This is a genomic window from Pontibacter chitinilyticus (genome assembly GCF_039748935.1).
Lineage (GTDB): Bacteria > Bacteroidota > Bacteroidia > Cytophagales > Hymenobacteraceae > Pontibacter > Pontibacter chitinilyticus.
Window position 1 is genome coordinate 87,042 of record NZ_JBDIZJ010000016.1, and the last position, 16,857, is coordinate 103,898.

11 protein-coding genes and 1 tRNA gene are annotated in these 16,857 nt (G+C 41.9%); 7 read left to right on the forward strand and 5 right to left on the reverse strand.

Going from position 1 to position 16,857, the window contains the following annotated elements; all coding sequences use genetic code 11:
- The first annotated feature begins 530 nt into the window (after positions 1–530).
- Positions 531–1,067: a Fe-S protein assembly co-chaperone HscB gene (gene hscB / locus ABDW72_RS18885; protein WP_347160164.1), complete on the forward strand. Its 537-nt coding sequence runs from the start codon at positions 531–533 to the stop codon at positions 1,065–1,067.
- Positions 1,068–1,077: 10 nt separating this feature from the next.
- Positions 1,078–1,161 (forward strand) — tRNA-Leu (locus tag ABDW72_RS18890).
- 384 nt (positions 1,162–1,545) lie between these two features.
- Here ABDW72_RS18890 and ABDW72_RS18895 read toward each other — a convergent pair.
- The 5 genes from ABDW72_RS18895 to ABDW72_RS18915 form a co-directional block, all read right to left on the reverse strand.
- The gene (locus tag ABDW72_RS18895; RefSeq protein ID WP_347160165.1) at positions 1,546–2,970 is read right to left on the reverse strand and encodes a primase-helicase family protein; all 1,425 of its coding nucleotides are present in this window, start codon (positions 2,968–2,970) and stop codon (positions 1,546–1,548) included.
- Positions 2,970–3,434, reverse strand: a complete 465-nt coding sequence (locus ABDW72_RS18900) for a hypothetical protein (RefSeq protein ID WP_347160166.1) — start codon at positions 3,432–3,434, stop codon at positions 2,970–2,972. Before ABDW72_RS18900 ends, ABDW72_RS18895 begins: the two co-directional genes overlap by 1 nt.
- A gap of 252 nt (positions 3,435–3,686) precedes the next feature.
- Complete coding sequence (locus ABDW72_RS18905) at positions 3,687–3,965, reverse strand: helix-turn-helix domain-containing protein (RefSeq protein ID WP_347160167.1); 279 nt, start codon at positions 3,963–3,965, stop codon at positions 3,687–3,689.
- Positions 3,966–4,056: 91 nt separating this feature from the next.
- A complete protein-coding gene (locus tag ABDW72_RS18910) occupies positions 4,057–4,836 on the reverse strand; it encodes a hypothetical protein (RefSeq protein WP_347160168.1) in 780 nt (259 codons plus the stop codon).
- Complete coding sequence (locus ABDW72_RS18915; RefSeq protein ID WP_347160169.1) at positions 4,829–6,112, reverse strand: site-specific integrase; 1,284 nt, start codon at positions 6,110–6,112, stop codon at positions 4,829–4,831. Before ABDW72_RS18915 ends, ABDW72_RS18910 begins: the two co-directional genes overlap by 8 nt.
- A 264-nt stretch (positions 6,113–6,376) precedes the next feature.
- Here ABDW72_RS18915 and ABDW72_RS18920 point away from each other — a divergent pair, with 264 nt between their 5' ends.
- The 5 genes from ABDW72_RS18920 (at position 6,377) to ABDW72_RS18940 (ending at position 15,915) form a co-directional block, all read left to right on the forward strand.
- Positions 6,377–9,157, forward strand: coding sequence for a type I restriction endonuclease subunit R (locus ABDW72_RS18920; RefSeq protein WP_347160170.1), 2,781 nt, complete (start codon positions 6,377–6,379; stop codon positions 9,155–9,157).
- A gap of 1 nt (position 9,158) precedes the next feature.
- On the forward strand, positions 9,159–10,454 hold the full coding sequence (locus tag ABDW72_RS18925) for a restriction endonuclease subunit S (RefSeq protein ID WP_347160171.1): 1,296 nt from the start codon (positions 9,159–9,161) through the stop codon (positions 10,452–10,454).
- 44 nt (positions 10,455–10,498) lie between these two features.
- Positions 10,499–13,258 carry a TrlF family AAA-like ATPase gene (locus ABDW72_RS18930; protein ID WP_347160172.1) on the forward strand — a complete coding sequence of 920 codons (2,760 nt, stop codon included), beginning with the start codon at positions 10,499–10,501 and terminating at the stop codon, positions 13,256–13,258.
- 7 nt (positions 13,259–13,265) lie between these two features.
- On the forward strand, positions 13,266–14,750 hold the full coding sequence (locus ABDW72_RS18935) for a class I SAM-dependent DNA methyltransferase (RefSeq protein WP_347160173.1): 1,485 nt from the start codon (positions 13,266–13,268) through the stop codon (positions 14,748–14,750).
- Between the two features lie 130 nt (positions 14,751–14,880).
- On the forward strand, positions 14,881–15,915 hold the full coding sequence (locus ABDW72_RS18940; RefSeq protein WP_347160174.1) for a competence protein CoiA family protein: 1,035 nt from the start codon (positions 14,881–14,883) through the stop codon (positions 15,913–15,915).
- Positions 15,916–16,857 lie beyond the last annotated feature (942 nt).

Consider the following 16,857-nt stretch of genomic DNA (forward strand, 5'->3'; position numbering starts at 1 on the left):
CGTAAAGCAACAGGTAGTATGGGGAGCGCTTGCAGGCTTCAGCTAAGTTTAGCCGCTAAAGCCTGCAAGCGCCGGCTATACTTACTGGGGCAACAGGGGGCTGCTTTACGTATACTTCTATTCATATTCTGTTAATTTAATTGCATCAAACGAGAGCGCCGGCCTATTGCCTGGTACAGGGGAGCTTTCCGGCTGCCGCAGTACGGGTAAGCATGCTGCTGCCACGTAATTACTGTTAAGCTTTATACTTGCTTTGCCATGATAGGTTTGTTGTTATAGCGCTAATATTTTGTTATAATCCGGAATTAATAGTACTGATTTTCAAAGAGAAATCAAATAGTTACAAATAGTTAATTAAAGAACAAACCGCCGGTTTTCAGCGCCTCCCGGTAAAGTATAAAGCCCGTTGCAGGCGGCCAGCTGTCCGCGCTTTTTCTTTATAGCCACACAATGCCCGCTTTTCCCGTACTTTGCAAGTATAAACTGCCGCAACCGGCGGTTTCTGTTACCCGCTAAATACCAACTGATAAATGAAGAACTACTTTGCGTTTTATAATATGCCGGAGACCTTTTTGCCGGACGAGAAGGTCCTGAAGGCGAAATACTACGAACTGAGCCGCGCCTACCATCCTGACTTCTTCGCAAATGAGCCACAGGAAAAGCAGGACGAGATCCTGCAGCTTTCTACCGAGAACACCAACGCCTATCGCACCCTTTCCGACGCCGACCTGCGCATGCAGTATATCCTGAAGGAGCATGGGCTGCTGGAGGAAGGGGGTAAAAATGAACTGCCTTCGGAGTTCCTGATGGAGATGATGGAACTGAACGAAGAGCTGATGGAGCTGGAGTTTGACTTTGATGCGGCCAAATTGCACGAAGTGGGCGAGCAAAGCAATGGCCTGGTGGCGCAGCTCGACAACGACATCCTGCCGGTGCTGCAGCGCTACCCGGAATTGCACGGCATTACGAAAGAAGAGGCGCTGCAGCTGGTAAAAACTTACTATCTGAAGAAGAAATACCTGTTGCGAATTCAGGAAACATTATATAAGTTTGCAGCACGTTCCTGAAAAGGAATATGCCTTGGTGGCGGAATTGGTAGACGCGCTGGTCTCAAACACCTGTGAGGTTACACTCGTGCCGGTTCGACTCCGGCCCAAGGTACTTTTATAGCAAATAAGCCGCTGATTATCAGTGGCTTATTTTGTTTATAGGTGGCAGAAATGGTGGCAAAACATTCAATAGAATTTCTGACGCCTCTTTTAACCTGCTTTAATTCCTTCTTAAACAGGATCCAATATTAGCTACACTTTTGTGTGTATCCTCTATCTACTGTTGACTCGTTGATTGTTCTAAACAACATGCTGCACATCAATTAAATACATCATCTGACGTATGATATTGAGCTTGTTGAAAGCTGTTGAAGAGTTGATTGAAAGTTGAACCGTTGACAGTCAGTTGAAATGGAGTTGACTTTTTACAAAACTGAAACTCTCTGATATATAACAAGTTATTATTATTCATCAGAGAGTTTCAATCCTTCAACAGTTAAAGCTCTAATTTTTCAATGGGTATCTCATAATACCTACCCTTTTTGTTTGCTGCATGTGCGACATGTTTGCTACCTTCACTCCCATCAGGCACCTCAATCCAGGTATAAAATTTATAGGAGCTGTTAGTTGGTGTAAGCTTCCACTTATCAAGCACTTTCTTGATATCACTAGGATTAAATCTTACCGAGCTTCCAGATGCGTTAGACATTAGTTTTGCAATGTCAGTAGCAGTAAGCTTGAGCCAAGAAGAATCTTCTCCTTGTTTTCTCAAGTCTTCATTAAAATCAAGAAAGTACTCCTTCACCGCATCCATCATCAGTTGCTCAACTCTACTCCTATTCCCATTCATTGCTACTTCAAGAGCAGGTGTCCAAATATCTTCAGGTTTATGCCACATTCTGGATAAGGGTTTAGGAGTATGTAGTTCTCTTTTTTTAAGGTGGTAAAGAACAGCAGGAATTTCGCGCTCAAGCTCATTTAACAGATTTACATTATCACTACACAATGGCTTAACATATCTCACCCAATACCTGATCTCTCCTTCATCTATTGGCAGGAAATTAGCAACGTTGTTAGAGGCGAATATAAATTTGGCAAAGAATTCTGTTTCAACTTTGTCCTTCTGCTTGGCCTCTGTTTTAAATGTTTTGGTAGTAGACAAGCTCTTGATTCTTTCAGCTGCCTTCTTACTATCTATAAAGGTCTCATCAATACAAACCAGCAGTTTTGAGGTCCAATCGCTATTAAACCTTCCTTCAACATCCTCACTATTAATCAGCGTAACATTTTTACAAAATACTAGTCGTAGCCAATTCAGAAAAGTTGTCTTCCCTGTATTTCTTTCAACAGAAACTAAGCAAAGTATATAGAGTTTCTGCAACGGCTTAGTGTAAAGCAACTGCAAATAGTCTAACCCTATTTCATACTGATCTCCAAATATGTGCTTCAAGAAACTCTCTGTTACAGGAAAATCTGAAGCTTCCTCAGAGGGATGATACTTAAGAGTATCGTACTGATTGTAGCACCCTTCTATATTTCTCTGGTAATTTATATGCTCAGGCCTTACTACAAATGCTTTGTATTTTGGCATTCTGTTACATATCTCTCTAGCGGCTTTTTTACCGTAATCATCTTCAATGGCTGTTCTGGTCCAAGCATCAAGTCTCTTGCCTAAATATTTCCCAGGTGTTGCAGCCGGTATATTGATCTCACGATAGTAAGTAGTACCCACCTTCATATACTCCTCACAGATTTTCTCAATTTCATCTATGCCTACAGCGTTGTCTGATGTTCGGCTTTGGTTTTGTTTTGGTGTGAAAGCAGTTTGGTTACACGGTTTGCGATTGGTTAGTGATGTGTGATTTTGGCCTGAATTCGGTTTGCTAATGATTTGTTCAACGTTTGTACTAGTCTGCTTCATTAGGCTACCCTCCTTTCTGAAGCTTTATCATCAATGATACTGGCTTTCTTGATTAGTTCTATTTCATTATTCAGTTCTTGCTCTGCTTGCTTACATAGCTGAATAATCCGCTGCTCTGTCTTAAGCTTTACCTGCTCTTCGACCTCTATTGGTTTTGTGATAGTTAGTAGATGTAAATAGGTTTTTAGCCTCTTCACTTCATCCTTCAGTTTGCTTATTTGCTGCAGATAAGTTGACCTTTCATGATCAACTGTTATAGCTCGATTTAAAAGGAACTCCAGCTCATTATAAGCATCCATGTAAGCAGTAATCTTCCGATCCCACTTCTCAACAACACCAATTTTACTGTATATAGATGCCTTATACCTTTCAAAATCTTCCCGATCAACTGTCAAAGCATAATTAAATTGTTTTACAGTTTCTCTTATCACTCCCTCAACTATAAATATGTAGGATTCTTTCATAGGACATTCCTTAAGACATGAACACTCGTTACCTTGTTCTTATGAAGGGTGTGCAGATAAGTTTGTTTCACATATCTGAATGAGCTTGAAGACGTCTTGATAGTGCACGTTTCAATAAGTGTTAAGAGTTGATAATTTAGTACCTTTGTTGTTAACATATTATCTGAGTTTAATTGTAGTTAAGCTCAACATGTAGGGCGTTAATGGCAGTTAGCGCCCTACTTATTTAAACCTATGAATCATTTTTATAGCTTATTTAAGCATAGCAGGATTCTTCTTTGCCACTTCTAGCAGTTGATCTTTAAAATAGAAGACTGTTCTTCCAACTTTGTTAACAGGGATTTCTCCTTTCTTTTGCCATCTGATGATGGTGGCTGGTGTAACTCCAAATAAAGCTGCAGCCTGTTTCTGGGTTAACCTTTCTGCAGTTTTTTCTCTGTCTTGAGTTATATCGCTCCTTTTGTACTTTTCAATGTAGTCATCCAGCTCTTGCTTTGACATTGTAATAACTACTACTTCATTTTTGATCATAGGCTTATGAATATAAATGTCTCTCTTTACCATTGTTAACACACTATATTTTTTGCAAACATTTTGAAAAAAATTATATTTATTTAAATAATTATACTTTTAAACTCAGTAGCTTCATTTTTGCCCCTATTGCTTTACTTCTTAATATTAATACTGCATGCACTGCAGAATCAAGCTCAGGATGTATATATTTCTTATCAGACAAAAATTTAACAAAACTCACATACAATTCATTTTTAATCCAATACAGCATATAACTATTACAATTATCCAAACCATAGTTTGTCTGGCCTGCATTCTCTACAAGAAACTCATCAATATGTCGAATAGCTACTTTATAGGGCACCAAAATTTTATCACAGAGAATATCTTCATTAAAATCTTTGTTCTTACTACCAATTAGTTCAAGGCCGTCTAATATCAAATTGAAAGGCAGGTCCCAATTAATCATTTTATTAACATTTTCCCAGTTCCCTCCTAGGATTCTGATTAATTGCATCTTACCTGAGATATCTAAATCTTCATTAACTTTAGATGTAGCTATCTCATATATTTTAGTAAAATCTTTTACTGAAAATTCCTCTCTTTCGAAAGGATTTAAAAATGCAATTAAATCTTTCACGTAACTACACTCTAAGAATAAAGCTTTGCCTATACCTTTATCTTTGTTAGTTAGTGCTATATCAAATTCTTTTTGTGTCATTTGAAGCTCATTTTCTTTGATAGAGAGAAATTTATGAGCTCTACTTCTTATTTTGTTCACTTGTCTTTTTACTGTTATCTGAACATAAATCTGAGACACGGACTCATCAGTATCACCTCTTTTGGCTAAACTTTTATTCAAATAATGCTTAACAGTTATTTTACCCATTCTTTTTCTGCTTTTGCTCGCGCGCTTTCTTGTTCCAAGTGCGATCAATTTCTTTCTCCTGGAATGAATCGGCAATATCTATATATTTGTTGAAGCTGGCATCCTTCTTATGACCAGTCATACTCTTTAGCACCTTCAAATTCACGTTATCTTCTACTGATAGTGTGGTGAATGTTTTCCTGGCAGTATGCGAGGTTATTAACTCATGCTTTGGAACTGTTATTACGGTAGCCTTACCTCCTGAATACTTCGTAATTGTCTCGTGCTTATCAATCCCCGCTTCTTGACAACAGTCTTTTATGAGCTTGTTGAACTTAGGCTCTGATATTTTAGGTAATGGGTAATAAGGCGTATTTTCATACTTCTTCAGTATATCAAGCGCAAAGTCATTAAGATATATCTTCAACTTCTCTTTAGTCTTCACAATCGTTTTGGTAATCACGTTGCCTTGTATATGGCTGGGGTTTAAAGCCATTAGATCTGAGTAACGCAAGCCGGTGAAACAGCCAAAGCAGTAGATATCCCTAATCCTGTTATGCCTTTCGTCTTCGAAGGTAAAGTCGTTGAGCTTCATCAATTCATCGAAAGTCAGGTAAATGATATCAATGTCCCGTCCGGATGCCTTAAACTTCTTATACACCTCAAATCTGTTGTACCCCCTTTCATGCGCCCATGTCAGAAAAGTTTTTAAAGACGCTACCAGTACCGCGAAGTAGTTGTCCAAACAAACCTTTTTACCATTTGCAGCTCTTTCAATAAAAGCATACCGCTGAAGCCTGTCAAAAAACTCCAGATTGATGCTATCAAACCGCATGTCATACTTAGTGTAGTTCTGAAACTCTTTGAAAAAGCTTAAAGCCGTATTATGCTTCTTATAGGTTCTCTCTGCCTTGGTGGATTTATATGACTCCGTAAACTCTGCAAACACCTCAAAGAAAGGCCTACTTCTGACAAGAGAAAGGAACTGCTCGTTCAGCTGGTTCCCTACATATTCTTTCGTCAGCTTTATATCATGAAGCAAAGCATTATTGAAAATGTCTCTTACTTTGGCTTGATACCTATCCAGCACAGCGTTATAGACTTCATGATTGTTGTCAGGCTCTCCTTTCAGAGGTGGCTTCAACCGGCTCTTGGCATCACTCCAATGCTTCTCTTTAGCCTTAACCTTCAGCTGCTTCCTTATCCTAATACCATCAAACGTCAACACCATCATTACAGGACACTCACCATTCTTGTTCTTCTTGGCCTTAAGTAAATTGAAGCTGACATTTGCCATATAGCTGCTGATAAATTTAGGCCTTTCAAGATGACCAATATCATTTGTTTGCAAATATAAATTTATTCAAACATTTTAAACAAGAACTTATTCATAAATATTTACATATTCTTTTATTTATGTTGTACCTTGTTATTTTAAAACAGACACTATATACCAGCTTTGTATCTATCATTCAATCTTTTACTGAATGATAACTGGAAATGAAAATAAACTAGGTGTATACAGAGAATATCTTAAGCACCAATAAGATTTGCTGCGTTCATGAACCAGAAGCCGGAACAAATTGCCCGCGACTATATAGATGAGCTGCTGACAGCTTCAGGCTGGATAATCCAGGATAAGAAAACCTTCAATCTAAGTGCCTCAATTGGTGTAGCCATAAGAGAGTGGCAAACGGATGTGGGACCTGCTGACTATGTGCTGTTTGTAGATAAGAAGCCTGTTGGCATAATTGAGGCGAAGCGTGAGGAAGAAGGGCACAAACTGACGGTACATGAAGATCAGTCTACAGAGTATGCAAAGGCTAAGCTAAAGTATATTGACAATGATCCGCTGCCCTTCGTGTACGAGAGTACCGGCTCTGTTACCCGCTTCACCGATTACCGCGATCCTAAGCCCCGCTCCCGCTCGGTTTTCACCTTCCACAGACCCGAGACTTTTCAGAAATGGATAAAGGAAGAGAAAACGTTACGAGCACGCTTTTACGATATAACTGAGCTCCCAACCGATGGCTTGCGTGACTGTCAGGTAGAGGCGATTACCAACCTGGAGCAGTCTTTCCGTGAGAACCGGCCGAAGGCGCTGATTCAAATGGCGACGGGTTCGGGTAAGACCTTTACGGCGATTACCTTTATTTACCGTCTGCTCAAGTTTGCCAAGGCCAAGCGAGTTTTGTTTCTGGTAGACACCAAGAACTTAGGCGAACAGGCAGAGCAGGAGTTTAGAAAATTCCTGCCGCAGGACGATAACCGACTTTTCCCGGAGCTGTACGGACTCACCCGACTCAGCAGTTCCTTTGTGCCGGACGATAGTCAGGTATACATCAGCACCATTCAACGCCTCTACTATATTTTGAAGGGTACGCCGCTCGACGAGAAGGACGAGGAGGAAAACCCAAACGAGGGCAACAAGTGGCAGCCCAAGGAACCGATGCCGGTGGTATATAATGAGAAAATCCCGATGGAGTTTTTTGACTTCGTGGTGATTGACGAGTGCCACCGCAGTATTTACAACCTCTGGAAGCAGGTGCTCGATTATTTCGACGCCTTCCAGATCGGGCTGACTGCCACACCGGATAACCGCACTTTTGGCTACTTTAACCAGAACCTTGTCTGCGACTATGGATACCAGAAAGCCGTGGAAGATGGCGTGCTGGTGCCTTATAATGTGTTTGAGATTGTAACCAAGGTAACGCAGCAGGGCGCTAAAATAGAACTGGGCGAGTATGTGGGTACACGCGAAAAACTGACCCGCAAGCAGTTCTGGAACACGCTCGACGAAGAGGTGGAGTATAACGCCAAACAGCTCGACGACAAGGTGGTGAACGTGAACCAGATCAGGCTGATCACGAAAGCGGTGAAAGAAAACCTGCCGGCCATGTTCCCGGACCGGTATGACAAGGATGGCAATTTTGAAGTGCCTAAAATGCTGATCTTCGCCAAGAGCGACAGCCATGCCGACGACATCATCAACATTGTGCGCGAGGAGTTTGCCGAGGAGAACAAGTTCTGCAAAAAGATCACCTACCGCACCGAAGACCCGAAGGGCACGCTCACACAGTTCCGCAACAGCTACTACCCGCGTGTGGCCGTGACGGTAGACATGATTGCGACCGGCACCGACATTAAACCTTTGGAAGTGTTGCTGTTTATGCGCGACGTGAAGAGCCGCAGTTATTACGAGCAGATGAAAGGCCGTGGCACGCGCACCCTGAGTCTGGAAGACCTGCGGGCTTCGGGTACGCCATCGGCTAAGTTCACCAAAGACCATTTTGTGATCATCGATGCCATTGGCGTAGAGAAAAGCCGGAAGACAGACAGCCGACCGCTCGAGAAAAAGCCTGGGCTCTCGCTGAAGCAGGTGCTGGAAGGTATAGGCATGGGCAATACCGACGAGGCCATGCTGACCACGCTGGCTAACCGCCTGATCAGGCTCGACAAGCAAATAAGCGAAAAAGAGAAAATGGCTTTTGCCGAAAAGGCCAATGGCTATACCTTGAATCAGGTGGTGAAGCAGTTGCTGCACGCGCACGACCCGGATACCCTGGCAGGTATAACAGAGCAGGTAAAAGCCCAGACCCCCGGCGCTGCACCCGACACCATTGAAGCCAAAATACAGGAGCAGCACCAGCAGCTGGTGGACCAGGCAGTAGCGGTATTCAACGACTACGAGCTGCGGGATTTTGTGGTGGATATCCGCCGGAAATATGACCAGATCATTGACCACATCAACCCGGACGAACTGGTGAACATCGGTTGGGTGAAAGACAACAAGGCCGAGGCGGAAAACTTGGTAAACGATTTCAGAAGCTGGATAGAAGAACACAAAACAGAAATCGTAGCTTTGCAGCTTTTTTACGGTCAGCCTTACCAGCGGCGCGAGCTCACTTATAAGATGCTGAAGGAGCTGGTGGAGGCGCTGAAGGCCGATAAACCTACCATGGCCCCGCTCAACATCTGGCGGGCTTACGAGCAGTTGGAGAAAGTGGAAGGTCAACCGAAAAACGAACTGATGGCCCTGGTGGCGCTGATACGGCGGGTGAGCGGTCTGGATGAAAAACTGACGGCTTACGACAAAACCGTGGACCGCAACTTTCAGGATTGGGTATTCCGAAAGCAGGCAGGCGCTTTGAAGTTCAGCGAAGAGCAAATGCAGTGGCTCCGCATGATCAAGGATTATGTAGCCAACAGCTTCCGGATTGAGCGCGATGACTTTGACCTGAGCCCTTTTAACGCACACGGTGGTTTGGGTAAAATGTGGTCTTTGTTCCAGGAGAAGACCGACGAAATTATGAATGAATTAAACGAGGAGTTAGCAGCGTAGCATGATTAATAAAAATATACTTCCTGCACATTGGGAGGTAAAGAAGTTGGGGGATTCAGCAAAATTTATAGACTACAGAGGTAGAACACCTAAGAAAACAAGTTCCGGCATTCCTCTTATCACAGCTAAGAATGTGAAGATGGGTTACATCAACGAAGAGCCCCGCGAGTTTATAGCTGAAGATGATTATCAAAGTTGGATGACAAGAGGTATACCAAATGAAGGGGATGTACTTTTTACCACTGAAGCGCCATTAGGGAACGTTGCAAGACTAAAAACTTCAGCCCGTATTGCCTTGGCTCAAAGGATGATAACTTTCCAAGCCTATGGTTTCTTAAATAGCTCCTTCTTGCATTACAGCCTTATGAGTCCTCAATTTCAAAAGGCATTGAATTCAAAAGCAACTGGAACTACTGTTAAAGGTATAAAAGCAGCTAATCTTAAACAATTAGAAATCATTGTACCTCCTCTTCCCGAGCAGCAGGAAATCGTTGCTAAAATAGAAGAACTGTTCAGCGAATTAGACAAAGGCAAAGAGCAATTAGAAACTGCCCTGAAGCAACTCAAGGTATACCGCCAAGCTGTTTTGAAATGGGCTTTTGAGGGGAGGTTTACTAATGCGGAGGTTAAGAATGGTGAGTTGCCGAAGGGTTGGAAATGGGTAACAACTGGTAAAGTGATAAAAACTATAAACAATGGATATACTCCTAAAAAAGAGTTTCTATCTGAGGGCAATGGTGAAGTGCCTTTCATTAAGGTATACAACCTAAACTTTGATGGAACTTTAAACTCAAAAAAAAATCCAACCTTTATACCCAAGGCAATACATGTGAAAGACCTTAAAAGATCAATCTGCTTTCCAGACGATGTTCTAATAAACATTGTTGGTCCCCCACTAGGTAAAGTCTCAATTGTTAGTAGTGAATATCCTGAATGGAATATTAACCAAGCGATAGTTTTGTTTCGCCCAAATGAGAATGTAATCTCAAAATATATTTCCTATTTCCTTCAAAATCCAGTTACAATAAATTGGTTAGAAAACACATCTAAAGCAACAGCAGGGCAATGGAATATAAAGGTCACTACGTGTAGAGAAATCCCTTTCCCTTTACCGCCTATTGAAGAACAAAATCAAATCGTTCAGGAAATAGAAAGCCGTTTGAGTGTCTGCGATAAAGTGGAGGAGACAATAACAAAAGGTATACAGCAGGCAGAAACATTGCGGCAGAGTATTTTGAAGAAGGCTTTTGAGGGGAAGTTAGTAAAGGCTGAAAAAACGGTAGCGGAAATGGCTTAAAAAGTCAGGAAATTAAAAATAAAATTATTCACTAAAATATAACTATGAAATCTTTCTCAATCTCTGGTAGTAAATGGTGGAAATGTGATTTTCATAACCATACACCAGCATCGTCAGATTATGGCAAAGGTGTAAATCAAGCTGTTTTAAAAACAAGTACACCTAGAAAATGGCTACTAGATTATATGGCTGCAGAAATCGACTGTGTAGGTATTACAGATCATAATTCTGGAGATTGGATAGATAAATTAAAGGCTGAGTTATTGATAATGGATGTCGAACAACCTGAAGGATATAGGCCAATTAAAATATTTCCAGGAGTTGAAATTACAGTTAATGGAGGAATTCACGTTTTAGCAATTTTTGACCCTTCTAAGAGCACCCAAGACATAAGTGCATTATTGGGTTCTGTAGGTTATCCAATAAGTGAAGCAGGTAATAGTGAAGGAACCACCGAGAAATCCATTTATGGAGTAATTGACTCAATAATTGCTGCAGGAGGAATAGCTATACCTGCTCATGTAGATAAGGCTTGTGGCTTATTCGATAAGTTAGGAGGTTCAAATACAGTACGAAATTTACTTTTAAAAGAAAATTTATTGGCCATTGAAGTAGTCAACAAGGACTATGCAATGCCTGATACATACATGCAGCACAGAGAAAGATTAAATTTAGCTGAGATTGTAGGATCAGATAGCCACTTACCTGAACAGGTAGGAACAGCTTATACTTGGGTTAAAATGGAGGAGCCTTGTATCGAAGCACTTAAGTTAGCATTCCATGACGGGTTTGATGGTATAATCCGGCATGAAGTACCTAATGTAAAACCAAATAAAATTGATGATAGATATTTCATTAGAAAAGTAATTGTACGAAATGGATATAAAGCTGGCAATGGAAACCCTTTGGTTATAGATTTTAGCCCGTGGCAATCTACTTTAATAGGTGGGCGGGGCTCAGGTAAATCAAGTATAATAAATTTTCTGAGAATTGCATTAGATAAGTGCGAGGGCGTTCCAGCTAAAATAAAAGCTGACATTGATAATTTTAAAAGGGAAGGCTCCAGAGGCGGAGTCGGAATGCTTAAACCAGCAACTGAAATAGATGTTGAAATTCAAAAAGATGGCCGCTTACTGACTTTAAAATGGAAATATCAAACTAATGATTGTATTCTTCATGAATTAAAAGATGAAGGAATTTGGGAGGAATTAGGCCCTATAACCAATACAAGCAAGTTATTTCCGGTAAGAATATTCAATCAAAAGGAATTATATGAGTTAACGGAAAGTCCTAATCATCTATTAGAATTAATAGATTCACAGTTTAATAAGCATGAATGGCTGCAGACCCTTTCCGATTTGGAAAAATCTTGGTTTGCTACTTGGAGAAGATATAGGGAGGTAAAAAGTCAATTAGAGAAAGAAACTGAATTGCGTGAAAGTTATAATTCTGTTAACGCAAAAATTAAGGTATATGAGTCTTTCGGAAATGAATTACTTACTAAGTATAAGAGTGAGCAAGATGTTTACAAAGAATTTAAAGACCATATTAATAAATCTAAGCAGCTGTCTAACGATTTAAGAGCTTGCATTGAAGCTATACTTTTACCTTCCCTCAGTAGTCAAGAATGGGGTTTGGATGAGATTTTAGCAAATGGGGTAAATACTTATAATCAAGTAGTCGAAGATAGTATCAATAATTTTAAAATTTACGCCGAAGCTTTGAAAGTAGCAGCTGTAAATTTAGATAATAGCCTTGAAGATTCGGTATGGTATCAAAATACTCAAAAAACTAAAATAGATTATGATGCCTTAATAGAATCTTTAAATGCAACTCAAACAGGAAACAACATTGATTACCCAACCCTCTTAAACCAGAAAAAAGCGATTGAAACTAATCTAGATCGTTTCACAAAACTTAAAGAAGAGAAGGAGACTCTAGTGGGGTCGATTAATTCACAGTACGATACAATCATTCTTCATCATAGGCAATTAAGGACATTAAGAAAGGAAGTTATCAATACTTGGTCTGCACAATTTGACAATGAAACAATTGCGGTTTACCTACATGAATTGGGAGACTTTTCAAATTCTGAACAAACTTTCAGGGATATAATTAGGAGGTCTGGAGAAGAATTTAAAAATGATATACTTACTTTAAATGAAAATGACCACCCTTCAGGTGGATTCATTAACGATATTATAAATTCTGATGAAATGGAAGTTCGTTGGCAACTTTTACGTCAGAAAAAAAATGAAATGATTTCTGCAACCGAAACAGATAGTAAGGGTATTGGCCTTCGCTTTATAAAGCATATCCAAAAGATAAAAGAAACAACTCCAGAAGATATCGATAAAATTTTATTGTGGGTACCAGAGGACAGAATAGTTTTAAAGCTAAAAAGACAAGGTAGAGAGGAAGACATTGAAGGTGGTTCAGCTGGCCAAAGAACTGCAGCAATCCTATCCCTTTTATTATCAATAGACAATGTTCCATTAATACTTGATCAACCAGAGGATGATCTTGATAGCAGAATGGTAACTACCCTAATTGTTGAAAGATTTAAAAAATTAAAGCCTCACCGCCAAATTGTAGTTGTTACTCACAATCCAAACATTGCTGTAAATGCAAGTTCAGAGACCATAGTTGAATTAGCATTTAATTCTGGGCAAATCCGGACTGGCTGCTATGGTGCTTTGCAGAAAATTGATGTACGGTCCGCAGTCTGCGAAATAATGGAAGGAGGAAAGACCGCTTTAGAGACTAGATATTATCGAATTTCAAAAGCACTTTCAAATAATTAGTCTTCTTATGTCAAATCAAAACTCCGCAATCGTTTCTAAAGTCTGGTCTTTCTGTAACACCCTCCGCGACGACGGTGTGGGTTACGGCGACTATTTAGAACAGCTTACCTACCTGCTATTCCTGAAGATGGCAGACGAGTATACTAAGCCCCCGCATAACCGCCAGCTGCCTATACCTGCAGAATACAATTGGGAAAGTCTGGTTGATCTGAAAGGCGCTGAACTGGAGGCGCATTATACCATCATGCTGCGCGAGCTCGGCAAAGAGAAAGGTATACTGGGCCAGATTTTTACCAAGAGCCAGAACAAAATCCAGGACCCGGCCAAGCTCTCCAAGATCATCGCCATGATAAACAACGAGCAGTGGCTGATGATGGGTGTGAAGGACAAAGGCGACATTTACGAAGGCTTGCTGGAGAAGAACGCCGAAGACACCAAGAGCGGTGCCGGCCAGTACTTCACCCCGCGCGCCCTGATCAAAGCCATGGTGGAGTGCGTGAACCCGCAGCCAATGAAGACCATTGCCGATCCGGCTTGCGGCACAGGTGGTTTCTTCCTGGCAGCTTACGATTACCTGGTGGAGCACCACCAGTTGGATAGGGAGCAGCGCCAGTTCATGAAGTATAGCACTTTCTTCGGAAATGAGATCGTAGCCAGTACCCGCCGTTTGGCGCTGATGAACCTGTTCCTGCACAATATCGGCGACATTAACAGCGACAACTTCATCTCCCCTGCCGATGCGCTGATCGCAGACGCCGGTGTGCGCTACGACTATGTGCTGGCAAACCCGCCTTTTGGCAAGAAGAGCAGCCAGACTTTTACCAATGCAGATGGAGAACAGGAGAAAGAAGACCTGACTTACAACCGTCAGGATTTCTGGGCCACCACCAGCAACAAACAGCTCAACTTCCTGCAGCACATCCGCAGCATGCTCAAAACAACCGGTCAGGCCGCTGTGGTGTTGCCAGACAACGTGCTATTCGAAGGCGGAGCCGGTGAATCGGTGCGCAAGAAGCTACTCGAAACCACCGACATCCACACCATCCTGCGCCTGCCGACAGGTATATTCTATGCGCAGGGCGTAAAAGCCAACGTGGTCTTCTTCGATAACAAGCCGAGCAGCAAAGACCCGTGGACGAAGGAAATCTGGGTATACGACTACCGCACCAACGTGCACCATACCTTAAAGAAGAATCCGCTCAAGCTGGAAGACCTCCGCGATTTCATTACGCTCTACAACCCGGAGAACCGTCACAAGCGCACAGAAACCTACCACCCGGAAACGAACCCAGAAGGTCGCTGGCGCAAGTTCACCTTCGAAGAGATCATCGCCCGCGACAAAACCAGCCTCGATATCACCTGGCTAAAAGATAAGTCGCTTGCCGACCTGGACAACCTGCCGGATCCGGATACTTTGGCAGAAGATATTATTGAGAACTTGGAAGCTGGATTGGAGAGCTTTAGGACAATCTTAGTGGCTTTGGAGAAATAAATCAGTTAACAGCAGCTCTTACTCTACTACTTGCTAGGCAGAATCTGTAGTGGGTGAAGTAAGCGCTCAAAATGAACACTATCCTGATGCTGCATGGATCGGCATGTTAAGCTGGCTACAGTGTAAAAGCATGAGTAACATTAACTATAGGTACGCACATGATCATCAGCTAAAACTGGTTGATGTGAATTCCCTCAGTAAAGAAGATAAGCCCTCTAACCAAGTTTTTACCTGCCTTGCCTGTGGTCGGCACCTCGTACCGAAGCTAGGCAGTATTCGACGAAAACACTTTGCACATAAAGAGGAAGTAACCTGCTCCCGAGAAACTTATCTGCACAAATTAGGCAAAGCAATTTGTGCTGCTGAGTACCAAATGTGCCTTACACTAGGAGTCCCCTTTTACCTGAACTTTACCCGCAATGTTGTTTGTAACAGTTTAGAGCAAAAGCACGGGTTACAATGTACCCTAGATGAAGTAGAGGATAAGTTTGATTTAACCACAGTCTTCAAAGATATTGTCGAGGAAAAGCGAGAGGGCGATTTTGTTCCTGACCTTTTATTAAACTCAAGAAATGGGCAAGAGAAAATCTTCATTGAGATTGCGGTTACACACCTCTCCTCGATCAATAAGCTACACTCCAACTATAGGATCATTGAGCTTACCGTAACTGAGGAAACTGACCTCGATATATTAAAAGGCCATAGTTTAGTTGAAAGTGATCGTTTAAAGTTCTACAACTTTAAATTTAAAGATGATATACGGAACAGATGTGGCGGCTCCTGTACTCACAAAGGATTTTGCTTATCTGCTGTTTTCAATGACGGCAAATGTATACTTCGACCTAACATGACGTTGTCACATGCGCAGAATTATATCAATAAAGTAAAAAATGACCTTCAGTTCGCTGAAATACAAAGAAGCCCACCAGATGTACGTAGAGAATACTTCAGGTCAATAGCACAGGCTTATAAGAAAGGCTTAAAAGTTAAAAACTGTTTTATCTGTAGATATCACGCCATCAATGAATACCGAGACTTTCTGATGGATGATGATGGAGATAAAGCTATATTCTGCAAGTTCAGAAAGATCAAGTGTACATCTAATGAAGCAGTCACTTGTGATTATTTCCGAGTGAACCAAGAGTATGTAGAAGCTCTGAGTTAAATAATGACATCGTGCTCATTTAAGCTGACTAGTTTATATATAAACTATAATGATATAATCAGAAGCAATTATCTGAGGAGGAGCTTAAATCAAACGGCTATACATTAATTTGGACCGTGTTAGAATCACTAACAACACGATATGTACTGGTGCCACCTATTGTTGATAGTCTGCAACAATAGGTAATGAATGCTTTCCGGAGTCGGCCAAAAAACTACCCACACTGCCAACGTATCAAAACAGTAGAATACTTTTATAAAATATCCAGTTGATAGCTCACTTGACCATTGTAGCCGTTAATGGGGTTTTCCCTTAGTTTGCAAATGGTTTGCACCTGGTTTGCTTCCAATGGAAAGGCAAGGGTAAATTGACGCTGTATTAGTCGCTTCTCAAAGTAGAAGCGCTTTTCACTGCCGGAAGGGTAAGCGGCAGCCTGCAGAGGCGGAACCACCACTACGCTCGCTTAGTTCTGCCATGGTTGCACTCTGTTTGCAAACCAGGTGCAACCGCAGGTTTACGTATCACAATTCCCCGGAATAATGGGACGGTTAGGAGCAACCGTTGATCGGAGACCGCAAAGTGCCGGCACTTGCGGCCCCCTGCCGATCTGATGTGGCGGTTTGATGGTGGTTAAGAGGGGGCTGGTAGGGGGATTTGTGGTGGCTCGGAGGGGGGCGCCGGGTGGATTTGTGGGGGCTTCTTGGGGGAGCCAAGCACAAGGCCCCGGCCCGTGCACTGACAAAGCCAGGGAAAAGCAGCCATACGCGCCTTTCCCTGCATATTTACGGAACGAGTGTATAAAACAGGCCTCTTGCAAGCGGGTGCACCGCTCCTGCCGCCGGGCCCTGCCTGCGTCCCAGAAAACGGAGGTATAACGAGATCCGGCACCTCCATTTTCAAAGTGGGCTAAACGTAGGATTTGAAGCATCCCCTATTCTCATT